The following is a 15,198-nucleotide window of genomic DNA, read 5'->3' as shown; positions in this document are numbered from 1 at the left end:
ACGGCGCCACCTGGACGCAGGCGTCCGACCTGGACATCGACCACATGGTGCCGCTCTCCGAGGCGTGGGCGTCCGGCGCCTGGTCCTGGACGACCAACCACGCGCTGCTGGCCATCGACGCCCTGGAGGAGTTCCAGGTCCTGCCCGAGCACGACGTGGTGATCGTCGACGAGGCCCACGAGCTGGTCGACCGGGTCACCTCGGTCGCGACCGGGGATCTGAGCGCGGCCGGTGTGGAGACGGCCGCGCGGCGGTGCGGGCGGCTGACCGAGGAGCACCTCGCCGACCGGCTCAAGGAGGCCGCCGAAGGGCTCGGCCTCCTGCTGGAGGAGATGCCCGCGGGCCGGATGGACGTCCTGCCCGGCGGCCTGGGCAACACGCTGGCGTCCGTCCGGGACGCCGCGCACGCCTGCGTCACGGCGCTCGGGCCGGAGAAGAAGGACGCCGATCCCGGCGACATGGCCGCGCGGAAGGCGGCGCGGTCCTCGCTGGAGGAGCTGCACGACACGGCCGTGCGGATCCTGGAGGCGTTCCAGCCCGAGATGGCGCAGCGCTTCGACGTGGTGTGGCTGGAGAAGCCGTTCGTCCCGGAGGGGCGCCCGAAGCGGCCGCCGGCGCTGCACGTGGCGCCGATCGGTGTCGGCGGGCTGCTGCGCGCGACGCTGTTCGAGCAGCGCACCGCGGTCCTCACGTCGGCGACGCTCACGCTGGGCGGGTCGTTCGAGCCGCTCGCCCGCCAGTGGGGGCTGCCGCCGCTGGACGAGGGCGGCCCGAAGGACGCCAAGACCGCCGCCGAGGGCCTCGCGCGGACCGCGACGGAGAAGGGCGAGGAGACCGAGGTCGTCTGGTCGGGGCTCGACGTCGGTTCGCCGTTCGACCATCCGAAGGCGGGCATCCTCTACGTCGCGCGGCATCTGCCGCAGCCGGGGCGGGACGGCCTCGCCGACGCCTACCTGACCGAGATCACCGAGCTGATCGAGGCGGCGGGCGGGCGGACGCTCGGCCTGTTCTCCTCGATGCGCGCCGCGCGCCAGGCCGCCGACGAGCTGAAGGACCACCTGTCCCACCCGCTGCTGTGCCAGGGCGACGACTCCACGTCCCTGCTGGTGAAGCAGTTCGCCGAGGACGAGCGCACCTGCCTGTTCGGCACCCTGTCGCTCTGGCAGGGCGTGGACGTCCCCGGCCCCTCGCTGCAGCTCGTCATCATGGACCGCATCCCGTTCCCGCGCCCGGACGACCCGGTGTCGTCGGCGCGGTCCCGGGCCGTCGCGGCGCGCGGCGGCAACGGGTTCATGGCGGTCGCGGCGACGCACGCGGCGCTGCTGCTCGCGCAGGGCGCGGGCCGGCTGCTGCGCTCGATGGACGACCGCGGCGTGGTCGCCGTCCTCGACCCGCGGCTCGCCACGGCCCGCTACGGCGGCTTCCTCAAGAACTCGCTGCCGCCGTTCTGGGCGACCACGGATCCCACCGTCGTCCGCGGCGCCCTCCGCCGGCTGGACGCCGCCGCGACGCCGTCCTAGCCGCGGTAGGCGGAGAGGAACTCGCCGATGCGCCCGACGGCGTCCTCCAGGTCGTCGGCGTACTGGAGGGTGACGATGCGGAAGTGGTCGGTGGACGGCCAGTTGAAGCCCGTCCCCTGGACGATGAGCAGCTTCTGCTGCTCCAGCAGGTCGAGGGCGAAGCGCATGTCGTCCTCGATCGGGTACATCTCCGGGTCCAGGCGCGGGAAGACGTACAGGGCGCCCGTGGGCTTGACGCAGCTGACGCCCGGCAGGTCGTTCAGCAGTTTCCAGGCGCGGTCGCGCTGCTCGCCGAGGCGTCCGGTCGGCAGGACGAGGTCGTCGATGCTCTGGTAGCCGCCGAGCGCGGCCTGGATGGCGTGCTGCCCCGGGACGTTCGGGCACAGCCGCATGTTGGCGAGGATGTCGAGGCCCTCGATGTAGGACTCGGCGTGCTCCTTCGGCCCGGACAGCACCACCCATCCCGAGCGGAACCCGGCGACGCGGTAGTTCTTCGACAGGCCGCCGAAGGTGAGGCACAGCAGGTCGGGGGCCAGGGACGCGATCGGGACGTGCTCGGCGTCGTCGTAGAGGATCCGGTCGTAGATCTCGTCCGCGAAGATGATCAGGTTGCGGCGGCGGGCGACCTCGACGATGCGCGCGAGCACCTCGCGCGAGTAGACGGCGCCGGTCGGGTTGTTCGGGTTGATGATCACCAGCGCGCGGGTGCGGTCGCCGATCTTGGACTCGATGTCGTCCAGGCTCGGCTGCCACCCGTCGTCCTCGTCGCACAGGTAGTGGACGGGGGTGCCCCCGCACAGCGACACCGACGCCGTCCACAGCGGGTAGTCGGGCGTCGGGATGAGCACCTCGTCGCCGTCGTTGAGCAGCGCCTGCAGCGTCATGACGATGAGCTCGGAGACGCCGTTGCCGAGGTAGACGTCCTCGACGTCGACGCCGGTGACGCCGCTGTCCTCGAAGCGCTGCACGATGGCGCGGCGGGCGGGGAGGATGCCCTTGGAGTCGCTGTAGCCGTGCGCCTCCGGCAGGTTGCGGATCATGTCCTGGAGGAGCTCGGGCGGGGCCTCGAACCCGAAGGGGGCCGGGTTGCCGATGTGCAGCTTGAGGATCTTGTTTCCCTCGTTCTCCAGCTGCTTGGCGCGCTTGAGGACCGGCCCGCGGATGTCGTAACAGACATTGGTCAGCTTGCCCGACTGGTTGACCTGCATGGACTTACCTTAGCCACGGCGCGCCCGCGACACGCGGCCCGCCCCGCGACGGCCTCGCGACCTGGGAGGACGCCCCGTTCCCCCGGCGTGGCGCCGGGGGAACGGGGACGGGCGCGTCACGGGGCGGCGACGTCACGGGGCGGCGATGTCACGGGGCGGCGATGGCGGACAGGATCGCCAGCCGCGCCGCGCGCCGCGCGGGACGGATCGCGGCGAGCGCCCCGGCGACCGCGCCGACCACGGCGATGACCGCGACCTGCGCGAGGGGTGGCGCGAACGGGTTGCCGAGGGCGGTGCCGAGGCCCCAGCCCAGGAACACGCCGAGGACGAGCCCGCCGGCGGTGCCGAACAGCGCCACGATGACCGATTCCCAGCGCGCCATCGACCGGATCTGCGGGCGCGTCGCGCCGACCGCACGGAGCAGGCCGAGTTCGCGGGTCCGCTCGTGGACGGCCAGCGACAGCGTGTTGGCGATGCCGAGGAGCGCGACGACGATGGCCAGGATCAGCATCCCGTAGACGACGCTGATGAAGCCGGCCATCTCCTCGGTCTGCGCCGCCACGAACTCGTCCCGCGACTCCACCTCGGGCGCCCCGTACGGCTTGGCCAGCGCGGTGAGGGCCTGCCGGGCGGACGCGACCGACGCGCCGGGCTTCAGCTCGACGAACGCCCTGGTGTCCAGCGGCTGCCTGGTGTGCGCGTCCCATACGGTCCGCGGGACGAGGTAGTCGCCGGTCAGATCGGTGTTGCCGTAGACGGCGCCCACGGTGAGCTTCTGCGAGGCGCCGTCCGCGAACGTCACGCCGACCGCGGTACCCACGCGCCAGCCGTTGTCGTCTGCGGCCTTCTTCGAGACGGCGAACGTACCGGCGTCGTCGAGGCCGCCTTGGGTGACGTCCAGGTCGAGGACGCGGCGGAGGCTGGACGGGTCGGCGACACTGACGGTGGACGGCGCGCCGTTCACCCGCATGCTGCCCGTCCCCATCCCGGCGACCTCGCCCACCTGCGGCAGTTTCGCCGCCTCCCGCACGAGCGAGGTAGCGAACCCGCCGGTCTCGTTGGTGCCCGCGTCCACGACGATCGGGCCGTCGAACGATCCGGCCACACCGTCCTCCAGGGAGGCGCGCAGCGATCCGAGGAACACCGTCATCAGCGTGACGACCCCGACGCCGATCATCAGCGCGGTCGCCGCGCCGGCCGTGCGCGCCGGGCTGCGCGTGGCGTTGTCGCGCGCGAGCCTGCCGGACACGCCGCGCAGCCGCGCCGCGGGGCCGCCGAGCAGCGCCGCGACGGGGCCGGCGGCGACGGGGCCGAGCACGACCATCGACACGACGGTCACGACCGCGCCCGCGGCCGCCATCGCCGTCTGCCCGGTGGCCGCGCCGAACGCGACGGTCCCGACGGCCACCGCCGCGAAGACGCCGCCGACGATGACGCGGGTCTCCGACGGCCGGGACGCCTCGGCCGAGACCTCGCGCAGCGCGGCCAGCGGCGGCACCCGCGACGCCTTCAGCGCCGGGCCGAGCGCGGCGGCCAGCGTGACCAGCAGGCCGACCGGGACCGCGATCATGACCGTGGTGGCGGCGACGGTGAGGCCCTCCAGCGCGATCCCGATGCGGAAGCGGACGAACAGCTCCCGCAGCAGGGCGGCGAACCCGAGCCCGCCGGCGAGCCCGGCGAGGGTCGCGGCGGCGCCGATCACCAGCGCCTCGACGCCGACGATGGTGACGACCTGGCGGCGCCCGGCGCCGAGCGCGCGCAGCAGGGCCGACTCGCGGGTCCGCTGCGCCATCGTGATCGCGAACGTGTTGTGGATGCTGAACGCCGCGACCAGCAGGGCCACCCCGCCGAACGCGGCCAGGACCGTCCGGAACACGCGCAGGAAGCCGTTCTGGACGAGGCTCATGCCTTCCTCGACCTGCGCCTTCTTCGTGAGGGCCTGGACTCCGGCGGGCAGCGCCGCCCGCACGCGGGACGCCAGTTCCGCCTGGTCGACGCCGTCCTGCGCGCGGACGGAGACGCCGCTGATGCGGTCGGCGCCCTTCGCGACGTGGGTGCGGGCGCCTTCGAGGGAGAACGCCGTGAACGACGTCTCGCCGAAGGCCTCCTCGTCGCCGAACATGCTGATGCCGACGACGGTCACCGGGACCTTCTCCGGCGTGAGGACCGCCGTCCGGTCCCCCACCTTCAGGCGGCCCTCGTCGGCGAACATCTTGTCGATGACGACCTCGTCCGGCGCGCGGGGCGCCCTCCCTTCGGCGAGCCGGTAGGGGTTGAGCTTCGGGTCGGTCTTCCAGTTGCCCGCCGTCCGGGGGCCGCGCGACTGGATCACCGTGCCGTCCTTGGCGAGCAACTGCCCCGACCCCTCGATGGTCGGCTCGGCGTTGGCGACGCCCTGCACCCTGCGCACCCGGTCCAGGACGGACGCGTCGATCTGCCCCCGCGCGCCCCACGGCGCGTCGCTCACCCTGGTCGCGTTCCTGACGACCACGTCCGTGTCGCCGTACGCGCTGGAGACGTACCCGTCGATGCTCGCCGCGAGGGTGTCGCCCAGGACGAGCGTCCCGGTCAGGAACGTCACGCCGAGGAAGACCGCCACCAGGGAGCCGGCCAGGCGGCGCTTGCGTCCCCACAGCTCCTTGAAGACGAGCCCGGTCATCGGTGGTCCCCCAGCCCTCGCATGCGGTCGAGCACGCGGTCGGCCGTGGGGGCGTCCATGACGTCCACGACCCGGCCGTCGGCGAGGAACACCACCGCGTCGGCGTGCCCGGCGGCGACCGGGTCGTGGGTCACCATCGCCACGGTCTGGCCCAGGTGGTCCACGGCGTCGCGCAGCAGCGCCAGCACCTCGGCGCCGGTGCGGGAGTCGAGGTTGCCGGTCGGCTCGTCCGCGAACACGATCTGCGGGCGGGTGACCAGGGCGCGCGCGAGCGCCACCCGCTGCTGCTGCCCGCCCGACATCTCCGCCGGGCGGTGCGACAGCCGGTCCCCCAGCTTCAGGACGCGGACGACCGTGTCCAGCCACTCCCGCTCCGGGCCCGCCCCCGCGAGGGTCAGGGGCAGGAGGATGTTGTCGCGCGCCGTCAGCGTGGGGAGCAGGTTGAACGCCTGGAACACGAACCCGATCCGCTCGCGCCTGAGCCGGGTCAGGCGGCGGTCCGACAGCGCCCCGAGCTCCTGGCCGCCGACGTAGACCCTGCCGGACGTCGCGTCCTCCAGGCCCGCGACGCAGTGCATGAGCGTGGACTTCCCGGCCCCGGACGGACCCATGATCGCGGTGAACCGCCCGGCCGGGAACTCCACGCTGACGTCGTCGAGCGCCCGCACCGCCATGGCGCCGGACCCGTAGACCTTGCCGAGGCCCACCGTGCGGGCGCCGCCCGCGCCGGCGTCCTCGGCGATCGATCGCCTTGCTTCCGCTGCGTTTCCCATGACCGGGATCGTGGCCTCACGCCACGGGGCCCGTCGTCGGGCCAGGAGATGCACTGCGCCTGCTCCCCGGGGAGGCCCGCGCCCGCCGCGGGTACGTCCGGCGCGGTACGGCCGGCCGGCGAAGATCAATAAGACCCGGCGTCCAATTGTGATGCGGGCAACATACATGCAGGCTTGATTGCATGTATGTCGCGCTCGTACCTTCGGAGCGTGTCAGTAAGCAGCCGCAGACGTCACCGGCTCGCCTCCCCCGGGCGCCGCACCCAGGAGGAGCGCCGGTCGCGCACGCAGGCCAGGCTCCTGGAGGCCACCACGGAGTGCCTGGTGGACCTCGGCTGGGCCGGGACGTCCACCACGGAGGTGGCGCGCCGCGCCGGCGTCTCGCGCGGCGCGCAGCAGCACCACTACCCGACGAAGATGGTCCTCGTCGCGGCCGCGCTGGAGCACCTGCTGGAGGCGCAGCGCCTGGCCTACGAGACGGCCTTCGCGGTGCTGCCGGCGGAGCGCCGCAACGTGTCGGGGGCGCTCGACCTGCTCTGGGAGGTGTTCCGCGGCCGTCCGGCCAAGGCCCTCATGGAGCTGGCGGTGGCGGCCCGCACCGACGACGAGCTGCGGCCGCTGTGCCGCGACCTGAACGAGCGGATCCTCCAGGTCATCACGGAGACCTTCGAGCGGCTGTTCCCCGACAACACCCTTGCCCCCGACTTCGTCTCGACGACGCTGCGCACCCTGTTCGCCATGTTCGTCGGGCTGTCCATCCAGAACGCGCTGGACGACGACGCCGACGGCCACCAGGCCGCGGTGCTGCGCCAGGTCAAGGACGTCGCGCAGTTGATCGTCCCCGAGCGGGGCCAGGCGGAGGCCCCGCCCCGCACCGGCCCCTAGCCACGACCCGTCACACATCGGCCCCGGCCGACCGCACCACCCCGAGGGAGCGTCCCCCATGCCGAAAGCCCCCACCGAACTCGCCGACGAGGTCCGCGAGCAGGTCAAGGACAAGAAGTCGTACCTCGGCGTCATCGACCGGCTGAACAAGGCCTCGGTCGAGAAGCACTGGGAGGCCTACGCCGACATCCCCTGGGACGACCCCGAGTTCCTCGTCGACAAGAACGACCCGCGCTGGGTGCTGCCCCCGTTCGACCGGCTCGGGGAGACGGAGTGGTACCAGTCGCAGCCCCAGGAGGTCCGGTCGCAGATCGGCCTCTGGCGCGTCGCCACCGCGATGAAGATCGGGCTGCAGTTCGAGAACCTGCTGAAGCGCGGGCTGCTCAACTACGCCTACCGGCTGCCGAACGGCCGCCCCGAGTTCCGGTACGTCTACCACGAGACGACCGAGGAATGTCACCACGGCATGATGTTCCAGGAGTTCGTGAACCGGACGAAGATGCCGATCCGCGGCATGCCGCGCGCGCTCAACCTCATCGCGCAGGCGGCCCCGTGGATCCCGCTGGTCAGCACCGAGATGTTCTTCGTCTTCGTGCTCGGCGGCGAGGACCCCATCGACTACGTCCAGCGCAAGTCCCTCAAGGGCGGGCACATCAAGCACCCCCTGGAGGAGACCATCATGAAGATCCACATCGCGGAGGAGGCCCGGCACATCTCGTTCGCCCGGCACTACCTCAAGCACCGGGTCCCGAACATGCACCCGTTCCGCCGCCGGATCCTCGGCATCGCGACGCCCGTCGTCCTCGGCGTGATGGCGCGGATCATGCTGTCCCCGCCCGGGCCGATGGTGCGGCACTTCGACATCCCGAAGGACGTCGTCCGCGCCGCCTACAAGAACGACGCGGCACAGGCGGAGATCGCCAACTCGGTCGGCAAGATCCGCGACCTGATGGCCGAGCTCGGCGTCGTCACGCCGGTGAACAAGCAGGTCTGGAAGGCCTTCGGCATCTGGGACGAGCCCAAGCAGCGCCGCGCCGTCGAGCCCGCCAGGGCCGCCTGACCCGCCGCCCGGCCCCGGCCACCTCCAGAGCGAGCGCGAGGACGAGTCGGCGGCGGCGAGTTTGTCGCCGCGGTGAGTACCGGCGGCCCGCACCGCCGCCTACAATCCACGCAATTGAACATAAGATCCAATTAGCCAGTGCGGTCCGGGCTCGCCCCACCCCCGAGCCCGGACCCGCTGTCGACCGAGCGGAGCGCGCAATGAGCATCGCGATCGTGACCGGAGGAGCGTCCGGCATCGGCCGTGCGATCGCCACGTCCCTGGTGGCGCGCGGCGACACAGTCGTGGTCACCGACATCAACGCCGAGGGCGCCGCGCGGGTCGCCGACAAGCTGAACACCCTCGGCAGGGGCAAGGCCGCCTCCGCGGCGCTCGACGTCACCGACGCCGACGCCGTCACCGACCTCTACAAGGGCGTCAAGGCCGACCACGGGCGCCTCGACCTGGTGTTCAACAACGCGGGCATCGCGGTCGGCGGGCTGGCCGAGGAGCTCACCCTCGACCACTGGAACCGCGCCATCGACATCAACCTGAAGGGCGTCGTGCACGGCGTCCACGCCGCCTACCCGATCATGCTGGAGCAGGGCCGCGGCCACATCGTCAACACCGCCTCGCTCGCCGGGCTCGTCCCGATGCCGATCGGCATCCCCTACACCGCCACCAAGCACGCCGTCGTCGGCCTCTCCCTCGGCCTGCGCGCCGAGGCCGCCGGACGCGGCGTCAAGGTCAGCGTGGTGTGCCCGAGCTTCGTGGACACCCCGCTGCTGCACAACGTCAACCCCGGCCTGCCCGAGACCCCGCTGAGCGGCGACGCCACCGGCGACATCGCGAAGGCGGCCCCGCGCCTCTACACAGCCGAGAAGCTCGCCCGCGACATCATGCGCGGCGTCGCCAAGAACCAGGCCCTCATCGTCGCGCCCGCCCACGGCCGCCTCGCCTGGCGCGGCGTCCGCCTCAACCCGGGCGCGGCCGTCCGCGTCGCCCAGATCGCCGTCAACCGCATCCGCGCCGGCCAGTAGGATCGCCCCCGCTTCCCCCTTCGACCTGCGACGTCTTCGAGTGTCGCGGGTCGAAGGCGTGGCGCTCGCACCGCTCCGACTTCCGCGAGGGCCGTGGGGCAGTCCCCGCATAGGCTGGGCGACGTGGAACGCATCCTGGTCAGCTCGTGCCTTGCCGGGCGGCCCGTCCGCTACGACGGCGCGGCCAAGCCGGTGTCCGGCGGCCCCTTCGAACGCTGGCGCGCCGAGGGCCGCCTCGTCCCGTTCTGCCCCGAGGTGTCGGGCGGCCTGCCCGTCCCCCGCCCCGCCGCCGAGATCGTCGGCGGGGACGGCGGCGACGTCCTCGACGGCACGGCCCGCGTCGTCACCGGCGGCGGCGCCGATGTCACCGGCGAGTTCCTCCGCGGCGCCCGCCTCGCTCTGGAGGCCGCGCAGCGGTCCGGCGCCCGTCTCGCCCTGCTCAAGGAGGGCAGCCCGTCCTGCGGCGGCCACCGCGTCTACGACGGCACCTTCGCCGGCGCGTCCGTCCCCGGATCCGGCGTGACGACCGCACTCCTGCGCCGCTCCGGCATCCACGTCTTCACCGAGGACGAGCTGGACGCGCTGCAAGCCCTCCTGAGCGACCTGGAAGCCTGAGCGCGGGAGCCTCACCAGCGCAGCAGCGTCACCAGCGCACCGGCATCACGCCATGAAACGGGCGACCTGCTCGGGGGTCAGCGCCGGGACGGGCAGCGGCCGCGCCGCCTCGGAGCGCAGCCCGTCGAGGAAGAACCCGAGGCAGCGCCGCCAGGCGTCGGGCGCGACGTCCGCCGACTCCCGGATCACCTGCGACATCGCCCACATCAGCGTCACGACGTCCTGCGGCTCGAAGTCGGGACGCAGGGCGCCGGCCTCCTTGGCCCGGGCCATGATCGTCACCAGGTGCCCGAACCCCCGATCGCAGGCGGTGTTCAACTCGGGGGCGAGCGGGAAGCGCCGGGCGAGCGCGTCGTTGAGCCCCCGGTCCTCGGCCTGCAGCGCGAACAGCCCCTCGACGTAGACGACGAACCCGCTCCAGGGATCGGGATCGGCCAGGGACCGCTCGACGATCTCGTCCAGCGCGGCCAGGCGGGCGGGGAAGATGGCGTCGAAGAGGCTCTCGCGCGAGGGAAAGTGGTTGTAGAGCGTGCCGATGCTCACGCCCGCCCTCCGCGCGACCTCGTCCAGCGGCGCGTCCAGGCCGCGTTCCCCGAACACGGCCGCGGCGGCGGCCACCAGCTTGTCCCGATTCCGCACGGCGTCCGCCCGAAGCGGCCTGCTCTTTCCGGCCATGCCTCCATCCTACGAAGTTGAGGAAACCCTCAAGTTCCGTGCTAAATTGAGGCCAACCTCAACTTACGGGAGTTGCGCATGTCCTCCACCACCGTCGTCATCGGGGCCGGACCGGGTCTCGGCATGTCCGTCGCCCACCGCTTCGGCCGCGAAGGCCACAAGATCGTGCTCATGTCCAGGAACGGGGCGCGCCACCCCGGCTACATCGCGGCGCTGGAGGCCGAGGGCGTCGAGGCCACGGCCATCGCGGCGGACGTCCGCGACCGCGACGCGCTGCTCGCCGCGCTCCGCGGGATCGGCCACGTCGACGTCGTCTACTACGGCCCCGGCGCGTCGGATCTGAACGCCCGGCCCGTTCCCATCACCTCGGCGGACGTGCCGGCCGCCCAGGAGGCGATGCGCTCGGTGTATCCCGCGATCGACGTGGTCGGCGCCGTCCTGCCCGGCATGCTGGAGCGCGGCGGCGGCGGGCTGCTGTTCGCGGGCGGCCTCAGCGCGGTCGTCCCGATGCCCATGCTCGGCGGTCTCGCGCTCTCCTCGGCGGCCCTGCGGAACTACGCCCTGACGCTCAACGCGGCCCTGACCGAGAAAGGGATCTACGCCGGGACGCTGACGATCGGCGGCCTGATCGAACGCGGCGACATCCACCGGATGGTGACGTCCCAGCAGGACGGCCTGGACGGTCTGGACGGCCTCAGCATCCCCACCCTCGATCCCGACACCATCGCCGACACCGCGTGGGACCTCTACGCCAAGCGCGACCGCGCCGAGGCGGTCTTCAACGCGCTGGCCTGAACCGGTCCCCTCAGGTCGGCCGGTCCTGCTGGGCTGCGGTGAGCGCCTGCTCCACCGAGTCGTAGAGCGGAATGCCCTTGGTGACCGGCGGCACCGGCTCCGCGATGCCGGTCAGCCGGTGAAGCCTGCGGTGCCGTTCGTGAGTGGAGACGAGCAGAACGCCCCCGCCTCGTTCGAGCAGGCGATAGTGGGCCCCCATCAGCACGCCCAGAGCCGGCGCGTCGACGTGGTCGGCATCGTCAAGGTCGACGATCACGTGGCGGGGGCCCTGCTCGCCCTGCCACCTCATCGCGGCGAGCAGTTCCTCACGCACACCAGGGGCCGTGTAGACGTCGAAGTCCCCCGCCACACGGACGATGGCGGGGGGCTGGTCCCACGCGTGCTGCATGTGCGGTCTCCTCATCTGTCCTTGGCCGACAATGGGACGCGGCTCGCTCTTCGACCGTTCCGGCCAGGCGTTCCCCGTGTGCGAGCATCCGGCCCGCGGGGCGGCCGGACCGGGGACGGCCGATGGCATGACCCCGAAGAGCCGCCACTCCGGCGGCGCCCCCGTGGCCGGGGCCTCTACACCCGGCGTGGGCGCTCCGAAGTGGAGTCGAGCGCGCCGGCGTGAGGGTCGGCCGTCCCGTCGGCGATACCCGTGAGCAGGCTCAGGGCCGCGGCCGAAGGGGTGCCCGGGTCGGCGGTGAACACCGCCATGCGCTGGCCCTCGTCGTTGGACAGCTCCATGATCTCGTTGTTCAGCGTCATCGCCCCCACCAGCGGATGCCTGAACTCGCGGACGTACCGGACGGCGCAGTCCTGGACCGGATGCGCCGCCCACAGTGACGCGAACTCGGGGCTGTGCACGGCGAGCTCGCCGATGAGGCCGGTCAGCTCCGCGTCGTGGGGGGAGCGGACAGAGGTCATCCGGACGTCCGCGACCGTGTCCCGGGCCTTGGTCCGCCAGTCGGCGTACAGCTCGCGCGTGTGCGGATCCAGGAAGACGAGGCGGGCGATGTTCGGGCGTGCATGGGGCTGGTCGGGCGCCTCGAAGGGGAGGTGCCCGGCGAGCAGCGCGTGCGCGGCGCGGTTCCAGGCGAGCACGTCGTAGCGGCGGCCCATGATCAGCGCTGGGGTGTCGCCGAACGCGCCGACCATGAGCCGGACGGCCGGGCGCAGCCGCTCCGGCCGCGAGCGCCTGCGCGGTGCGGACTTCTGGCGGGCGAGGCTCCGCAGGTAGGCGTGCTCCGTCTCGTCCAGCTTCAGCACTCGGGCGATCGCGTCGAGGACGGCCTCCGAGGCGTTGGGGCTCTGGCCCTGCTCCAGGCGCGTGTAGTACCCGGCGCTGACGCCCGCGAGCTGCGCCAGCTCCTCGCGGCGCAGGCCGGGCACACGCCGCCGCCCGCCGTAGTCGGGCAGACCGACGTCCTCGGGACGGAGCCGTGCGCGACGGCTGCGCAGGAACTCGCCGAGCTCGGATCGCTGCTCCATGCCGTCCAGCATGCTCGCTTCCGTCCTTTCCCGCCTGCACCTGCCAGGTGTAGGCACCGCGAGCGTGCTCTCAGTGAAGGGCTGGGTAGCGCTCGCGATTCGCCGCAGGGTGGGCCGTGCCGGGACGCCGCCGTGCGCCCCGGCACGACCCATCAGGAAAGGCGAACATGACGAACGATTCGATCCGGCTCGCGCGCTCCAGCGCACTCGACCGCCGCGAATGGCTGACCCTGGTCACCCTGTGCGGCGCCACGTTCATGACAGGACTGGACTACTCCGTCGTCACCGTGGCCCTGCCGGAGATAGGACGCGATCTGGGCTTCGCGACCACCGGTTCGCTGCAGTGGGTCGCGACGGCGAGCCTGCTGCCGACCGCGAGCCTGCTCCCCCTGTTCGGCCGCGTCTCCGACATCGTCGGGCGCCGCCGGCTGTTCGCCCTCGGAGTCGTCCTGTTCGGCGGCTTCTCCCTTGCGGCGGCACTGGCGAGCGCGCCCGCACCGCTGATCGCCGCCCGCGCGGGCCAGGGCGCGTCCGCCGCGATGATCACTCCGACGGCCGTCGCGCTGCTGACGGCGGCCTTCCCCGAAGGACCTCGCCGGACGCGCGCGCTGGGCGTCAACGGCGCGGTGCTGTCGCTGGGTTTCGTCCTCGGCACCCTGGGCGGCGGCGTCATCACCAGCGGGCTGAACTGGCGCTGGACCATGCTGCTCCTGGCCGCCATCAGCGGCCTGGTACTGCTCGGCACGACCACTCTGCCGCGAGACACCGGCACCCGCGCCACGGCCCGGCTGGACGTTCCCGGTGCCGTACTGGCGAGCGTCGGCCTGTTCGCTCTGGTCTACGCCATCTCGACGGGCGCGGACGCAGGGTGGGCGAGCGCGCCAACGCTGGGGTCCCTCTCGCTGGCCGTGCTCTGCCTGAGCGCGTTCCTCCTGGTGGAGCGGCGGCACCCGGTCCCACTGATCCCGCTGGACCTGCTGAACAGGCCGACGGTGAAGTGGGGCGGCCTCGTCGGTTTCGTCACCCTCGGCATGTGCGGCGGTACGACGGTCCTTCTCAGCCTCTACATGCAGGACGTCCTCGGCTACCCGGCTCTCGCCACGGGCGCCGGCTTCCTCGCGGAAGGCATCGCGGCCCTCGTCGCGGGCCTGCTGGCCGTCCGCCTGATCACAGCGCTGGGCAGGGCACGCGCCATGAGCCTCGGCCTCGCCGTGCAGGGCCTCGGCATAGGCGCGATGATCCTTCTTCCGGTGGAGGGCGGACTCCCTCTCCTGCTCACCACGTCCGGCGCCATGGGCTTCGGCCATGTCCTGACGGTCGTCTCCTTCATCACCGCCATGACGTCCGGCCTGCGGGACGACGAACAGGGTGCCGCAGGCGGCCTGTCGCAACTGCCGCAGTTCCTCGGGGGCATCGGCACCGCCGGCCTGGCGGCCATCGCCACTGCCCGCACGAGCGCGCTCTCGCCCACGACGGACAAGGTCAACGCCACCCTGGGCGGCTTGCATGCGGCCACTCTGGCGGCCGGCCTCATCTGCCTTGCCGCCAGCGCCCTACCGCTGCTCCTCCGGTCGGCGCCCCTCCGTCCGGCCGCTGGCACGAGCGACTCCAGAAGGCAACGCGCCTCCTCATAGCGGCACCCCCCACGGTCGATCTTGACAGGCAAGCGCATACTTGCCTAACGTTGGGTGAGTGGGAGACATGTTCAAGGCGTTGGCCGACCCCACCCGGCGCACCATCCTCGACGAGCTGACCCGCCAGAACGGCCAGACTCTCTTCGAGATCTGCGGCCGCCTGACGACCACGCACGGGCTCGGCTCGTCGCGGCAGGCGATCTCGCAGCATCTCGACGTCCTCGAGGCCGCCGGCCTGGTCGAGACCAGACGCGAGGGCCGGTACAAGTTCCACTACATCAACACCGGCCCGCTCCAGTACATCGTCGAGCGGTGGCTCCGCAGGGCCACGGGCCCTGAGCGTCCGTGACGGCGGCACCGACGAAGGCCGAAAGGGAACCGAGATGAGAATCAAACTGACGAGCGTGTTCGTGGACGACCAGGAGAGGGCCCTCAGGTTCTACACCGACGTACTGGGGTTCGAGAAGAAGCACGACGTTCCCCTCGGCGAGGACCGGTGGCTGACCGTGGTGTCCCCGAAGGACCCGGACGGCACCAATCTGCTTCTCGAACCGAGCAGCCACCCCGCGGTGAAGCCGTTCAAGGAAGCGCTGGTCGCCGACGGCATCCCGTTCGCCTCGTTCGACGTCGACGACGTCAAGGCCGAGTACGACCGGCTGCGCGCTCTCGGGGTCCGCTTCACCCAGGAGCCCGTCGAGATGGGCCCGGTCGTCACGGCCGTGCTGGACGACACCTGCGGCAACCTGATCCAGATCGCCCACCGGCCCGTCTGACCGGCCACCAGGACAAATGAGAAAGGCCCCGCCGGTAACGGCGGGGCCTTTCTACAATATGTGTCCGGCGGCGTCCTACTCTCCCACACGGTCTCCCATGCAGTACCAT

The 15,198-nt window shown here is 72.2% G+C and carries 15 protein-coding genes; 9 read left to right on the top strand and 6 right to left on the bottom strand.

Annotated features, from left to right (window positions below; genetic code table 11):
- A partial coding sequence (locus AB0C69_RS22060) for an ATP-dependent DNA helicase (protein WP_360356334.1) occupies nucleotides 1-1,520 on the top strand: 1,520 nt, incomplete at its 5' end.
- On the opposite strand, the gene AB0C69_RS22055 is transcribed toward AB0C69_RS22060, so the two are convergent.
- The 3 genes from AB0C69_RS22055 to AB0C69_RS22045 all read right to left on the bottom strand — a co-directional run bounded on the left by AB0C69_RS22055 (nucleotide 1,517) and on the right by AB0C69_RS22045 (nucleotide 6,160).
- A complete protein-coding gene (locus AB0C69_RS22055; RefSeq protein ID WP_360356331.1) occupies nucleotides 1,517-2,728 on the bottom strand; it encodes a pyridoxal phosphate-dependent aminotransferase in 1,212 nt (403 codons plus the stop codon). The genes AB0C69_RS22060 and AB0C69_RS22055 overlap by 4 nt on opposite strands.
- Before the next feature lie 148 nt (nucleotides 2,729-2,876).
- On the bottom strand, nucleotides 2,877-5,387 hold the full coding sequence (locus tag AB0C69_RS22050; protein ID WP_360356328.1) for an ABC transporter permease: 2,511 nt from the start codon (nucleotides 5,385-5,387) through the stop codon (nucleotides 2,877-2,879).
- Nucleotides 5,384-6,160, bottom strand: coding sequence for an ABC transporter ATP-binding protein (locus tag AB0C69_RS22045; RefSeq protein WP_345183183.1), 777 nt, complete (start codon nucleotides 6,158-6,160; stop codon nucleotides 5,384-5,386). Before AB0C69_RS22045 ends, AB0C69_RS22050 begins: the two co-directional genes overlap by 4 nt.
- A 210-nt stretch (nucleotides 6,161-6,370) precedes the next feature.
- Here AB0C69_RS22045 and AB0C69_RS22040 point away from each other — a divergent pair, with 210 nt between their 5' ends.
- The 4 genes from AB0C69_RS22040 (at nucleotide 6,371) to AB0C69_RS22025 (ending at nucleotide 9,739) form a co-directional block, all read left to right on the top strand.
- Nucleotides 6,371-7,045, top strand: coding sequence for a TetR/AcrR family transcriptional regulator (locus AB0C69_RS22040; RefSeq protein ID WP_345183185.1), 675 nt, complete (start codon nucleotides 6,371-6,373; stop codon nucleotides 7,043-7,045).
- 58 nt (nucleotides 7,046-7,103) lie between these two features.
- The gene (locus AB0C69_RS22035) at nucleotides 7,104-8,105 is read left to right on the top strand and encodes a diiron oxygenase (RefSeq protein WP_360356324.1); all 1,002 of its coding nucleotides are present in this window, start codon (nucleotides 7,104-7,106) and stop codon (nucleotides 8,103-8,105) included.
- 200 nt (nucleotides 8,106-8,305) lie between these two features.
- The gene (locus tag AB0C69_RS22030) at nucleotides 8,306-9,124 is read left to right on the top strand and encodes an SDR family oxidoreductase (protein WP_360356322.1); all 819 of its coding nucleotides are present in this window, start codon (nucleotides 8,306-8,308) and stop codon (nucleotides 9,122-9,124) included.
- Between the two features lie 123 nt (nucleotides 9,125-9,247).
- Complete coding sequence (locus AB0C69_RS22025) at nucleotides 9,248-9,739, top strand: DUF523 domain-containing protein (RefSeq protein WP_360356320.1); 492 nt, start codon at nucleotides 9,248-9,250, stop codon at nucleotides 9,737-9,739.
- Between the two features lie 45 nt (nucleotides 9,740-9,784).
- Here the strand turns inward: AB0C69_RS22025 and AB0C69_RS22020 are convergent, their stop codons facing one another.
- Complete coding sequence (locus AB0C69_RS22020; protein WP_360356317.1) at nucleotides 9,785-10,414, bottom strand: helix-turn-helix domain-containing protein; 630 nt, start codon at nucleotides 10,412-10,414, stop codon at nucleotides 9,785-9,787.
- 78 nt (nucleotides 10,415-10,492) lie between these two features.
- On the opposite strand from AB0C69_RS22020, the gene AB0C69_RS22015 reads away from it, so the two are divergent.
- The gene (locus AB0C69_RS22015; protein ID WP_345183201.1) at nucleotides 10,493-11,209 is read left to right on the top strand and encodes an SDR family NAD(P)-dependent oxidoreductase; all 717 of its coding nucleotides are present in this window, start codon (nucleotides 10,493-10,495) and stop codon (nucleotides 11,207-11,209) included.
- A 10-nt stretch (nucleotides 11,210-11,219) separates the two neighbouring features.
- On the opposite strand, the gene AB0C69_RS22010 is transcribed toward AB0C69_RS22015, so the two are convergent.
- Together AB0C69_RS22010 and AB0C69_RS22005 are read right to left on the bottom strand one after the other, a co-directional pair.
- Nucleotides 11,220-11,597 (bottom strand): STAS domain-containing protein, encoded by a 378-nt coding sequence (locus AB0C69_RS22010; protein WP_360356314.1) that lies wholly within the window; start codon nucleotides 11,595-11,597, stop codon nucleotides 11,220-11,222.
- A 176-nt stretch (nucleotides 11,598-11,773) separates the two neighbouring features.
- Nucleotides 11,774-12,682 carry a helix-turn-helix transcriptional regulator gene (locus AB0C69_RS22005; protein WP_360356312.1) on the bottom strand — a complete coding sequence of 303 codons (909 nt, stop codon included), beginning with the start codon at nucleotides 12,680-12,682 and terminating at the stop codon, nucleotides 11,774-11,776.
- Nucleotides 12,683-12,849: 167 nt separating this feature from the next.
- Here AB0C69_RS22005 and AB0C69_RS22000 point away from each other — a divergent pair, with 167 nt between their 5' ends.
- The 3 genes from AB0C69_RS22000 to AB0C69_RS21990 are packed head-to-tail and all read left to right on the top strand — an operon-like array spanning nucleotide 12,850 to nucleotide 15,089.
- Nucleotides 12,850-14,316 (top strand): MFS transporter, encoded by a 1,467-nt coding sequence (locus tag AB0C69_RS22000; RefSeq protein ID WP_360356309.1) that lies wholly within the window; start codon nucleotides 12,850-12,852, stop codon nucleotides 14,314-14,316.
- Nucleotides 14,317-14,374: 58 nt separating this feature from the next.
- On the top strand, nucleotides 14,375-14,665 hold the full coding sequence (locus tag AB0C69_RS21995) for a metalloregulator ArsR/SmtB family transcription factor (RefSeq protein ID WP_345183209.1): 291 nt from the start codon (nucleotides 14,375-14,377) through the stop codon (nucleotides 14,663-14,665).
- 34 nt (nucleotides 14,666-14,699) lie between these two features.
- Complete coding sequence (locus tag AB0C69_RS21990) at nucleotides 14,700-15,089, top strand: VOC family protein (RefSeq protein WP_360356306.1); 390 nt, start codon at nucleotides 14,700-14,702, stop codon at nucleotides 15,087-15,089.
- Nucleotides 15,090-15,198 lie beyond the last annotated feature (109 nt).

This window comes from Actinomadura sp. NPDC048032 (assembly GCF_040653175.1).
GTDB classification, from domain to species: Bacteria; Actinomycetota; Actinomycetes; order Streptosporangiales; family Streptosporangiaceae; genus Spirillospora; species Spirillospora verrucosospora.
This window is presented reverse-complemented; position numbering and strand designations above follow the sequence as displayed.

What these genes read in the sequence shown, in the direction of transcription:
- AB0C69_RS22000 (WP_360356309.1), top strand. Translation starts at nt 12,850, where the DNA reads ATGACGAACGATTCGATCCGGCTCGCGCGCTCCAGCGCACTCGACCGC.
- AB0C69_RS21990 (WP_360356306.1), top strand. Translation starts at nt 14,700, where the DNA reads ATGAGAATCAAACTGACGAGCGTGTTCGTGGACGACCAGGAGAGGGCC.
- AB0C69_RS22010 (WP_360356314.1), bottom strand. Translation starts at nt 11,597, where the DNA reads ATGCAGCACGCGTGGGACCAGCCCCCCGCCATCGTCCGTGTGGCGGGG.
- AB0C69_RS22005 (WP_360356312.1), bottom strand. Translation starts at nt 12,682, where the DNA reads ATGGAGCAGCGATCCGAGCTCGGCGAGTTCCTGCGCAGCCGTCGCGCA.
- AB0C69_RS22045 (WP_345183183.1), bottom strand. Translation starts at nt 6,160, where the DNA reads ATGGGAAACGCAGCGGAAGCAAGGCGATCGATCGCCGAGGACGCCGGC.
- AB0C69_RS22035 (WP_360356324.1), top strand. Translation starts at nt 7,104, where the DNA reads ATGCCGAAAGCCCCCACCGAACTCGCCGACGAGGTCCGCGAGCAGGTC.
- AB0C69_RS22030 (WP_360356322.1), top strand. Translation starts at nt 8,306, where the DNA reads ATGAGCATCGCGATCGTGACCGGAGGAGCGTCCGGCATCGGCCGTGCG.
- AB0C69_RS22055 (WP_360356331.1), bottom strand. Translation starts at nt 2,728, where the DNA reads ATGCAGGTCAACCAGTCGGGCAAGCTGACCAATGTCTGTTACGACATC.
- AB0C69_RS22015 (WP_345183201.1), top strand. Translation starts at nt 10,493, where the DNA reads ATGTCCTCCACCACCGTCGTCATCGGGGCCGGACCGGGTCTCGGCATG.
- AB0C69_RS22020 (WP_360356317.1), bottom strand. Translation starts at nt 10,414, where the DNA reads ATGGCCGGAAAGAGCAGGCCGCTTCGGGCGGACGCCGTGCGGAATCGG.
- AB0C69_RS22050 (WP_360356328.1), bottom strand. Translation starts at nt 5,387, where the DNA reads ATGACCGGGCTCGTCTTCAAGGAGCTGTGGGGACGCAAGCGCCGCCTG.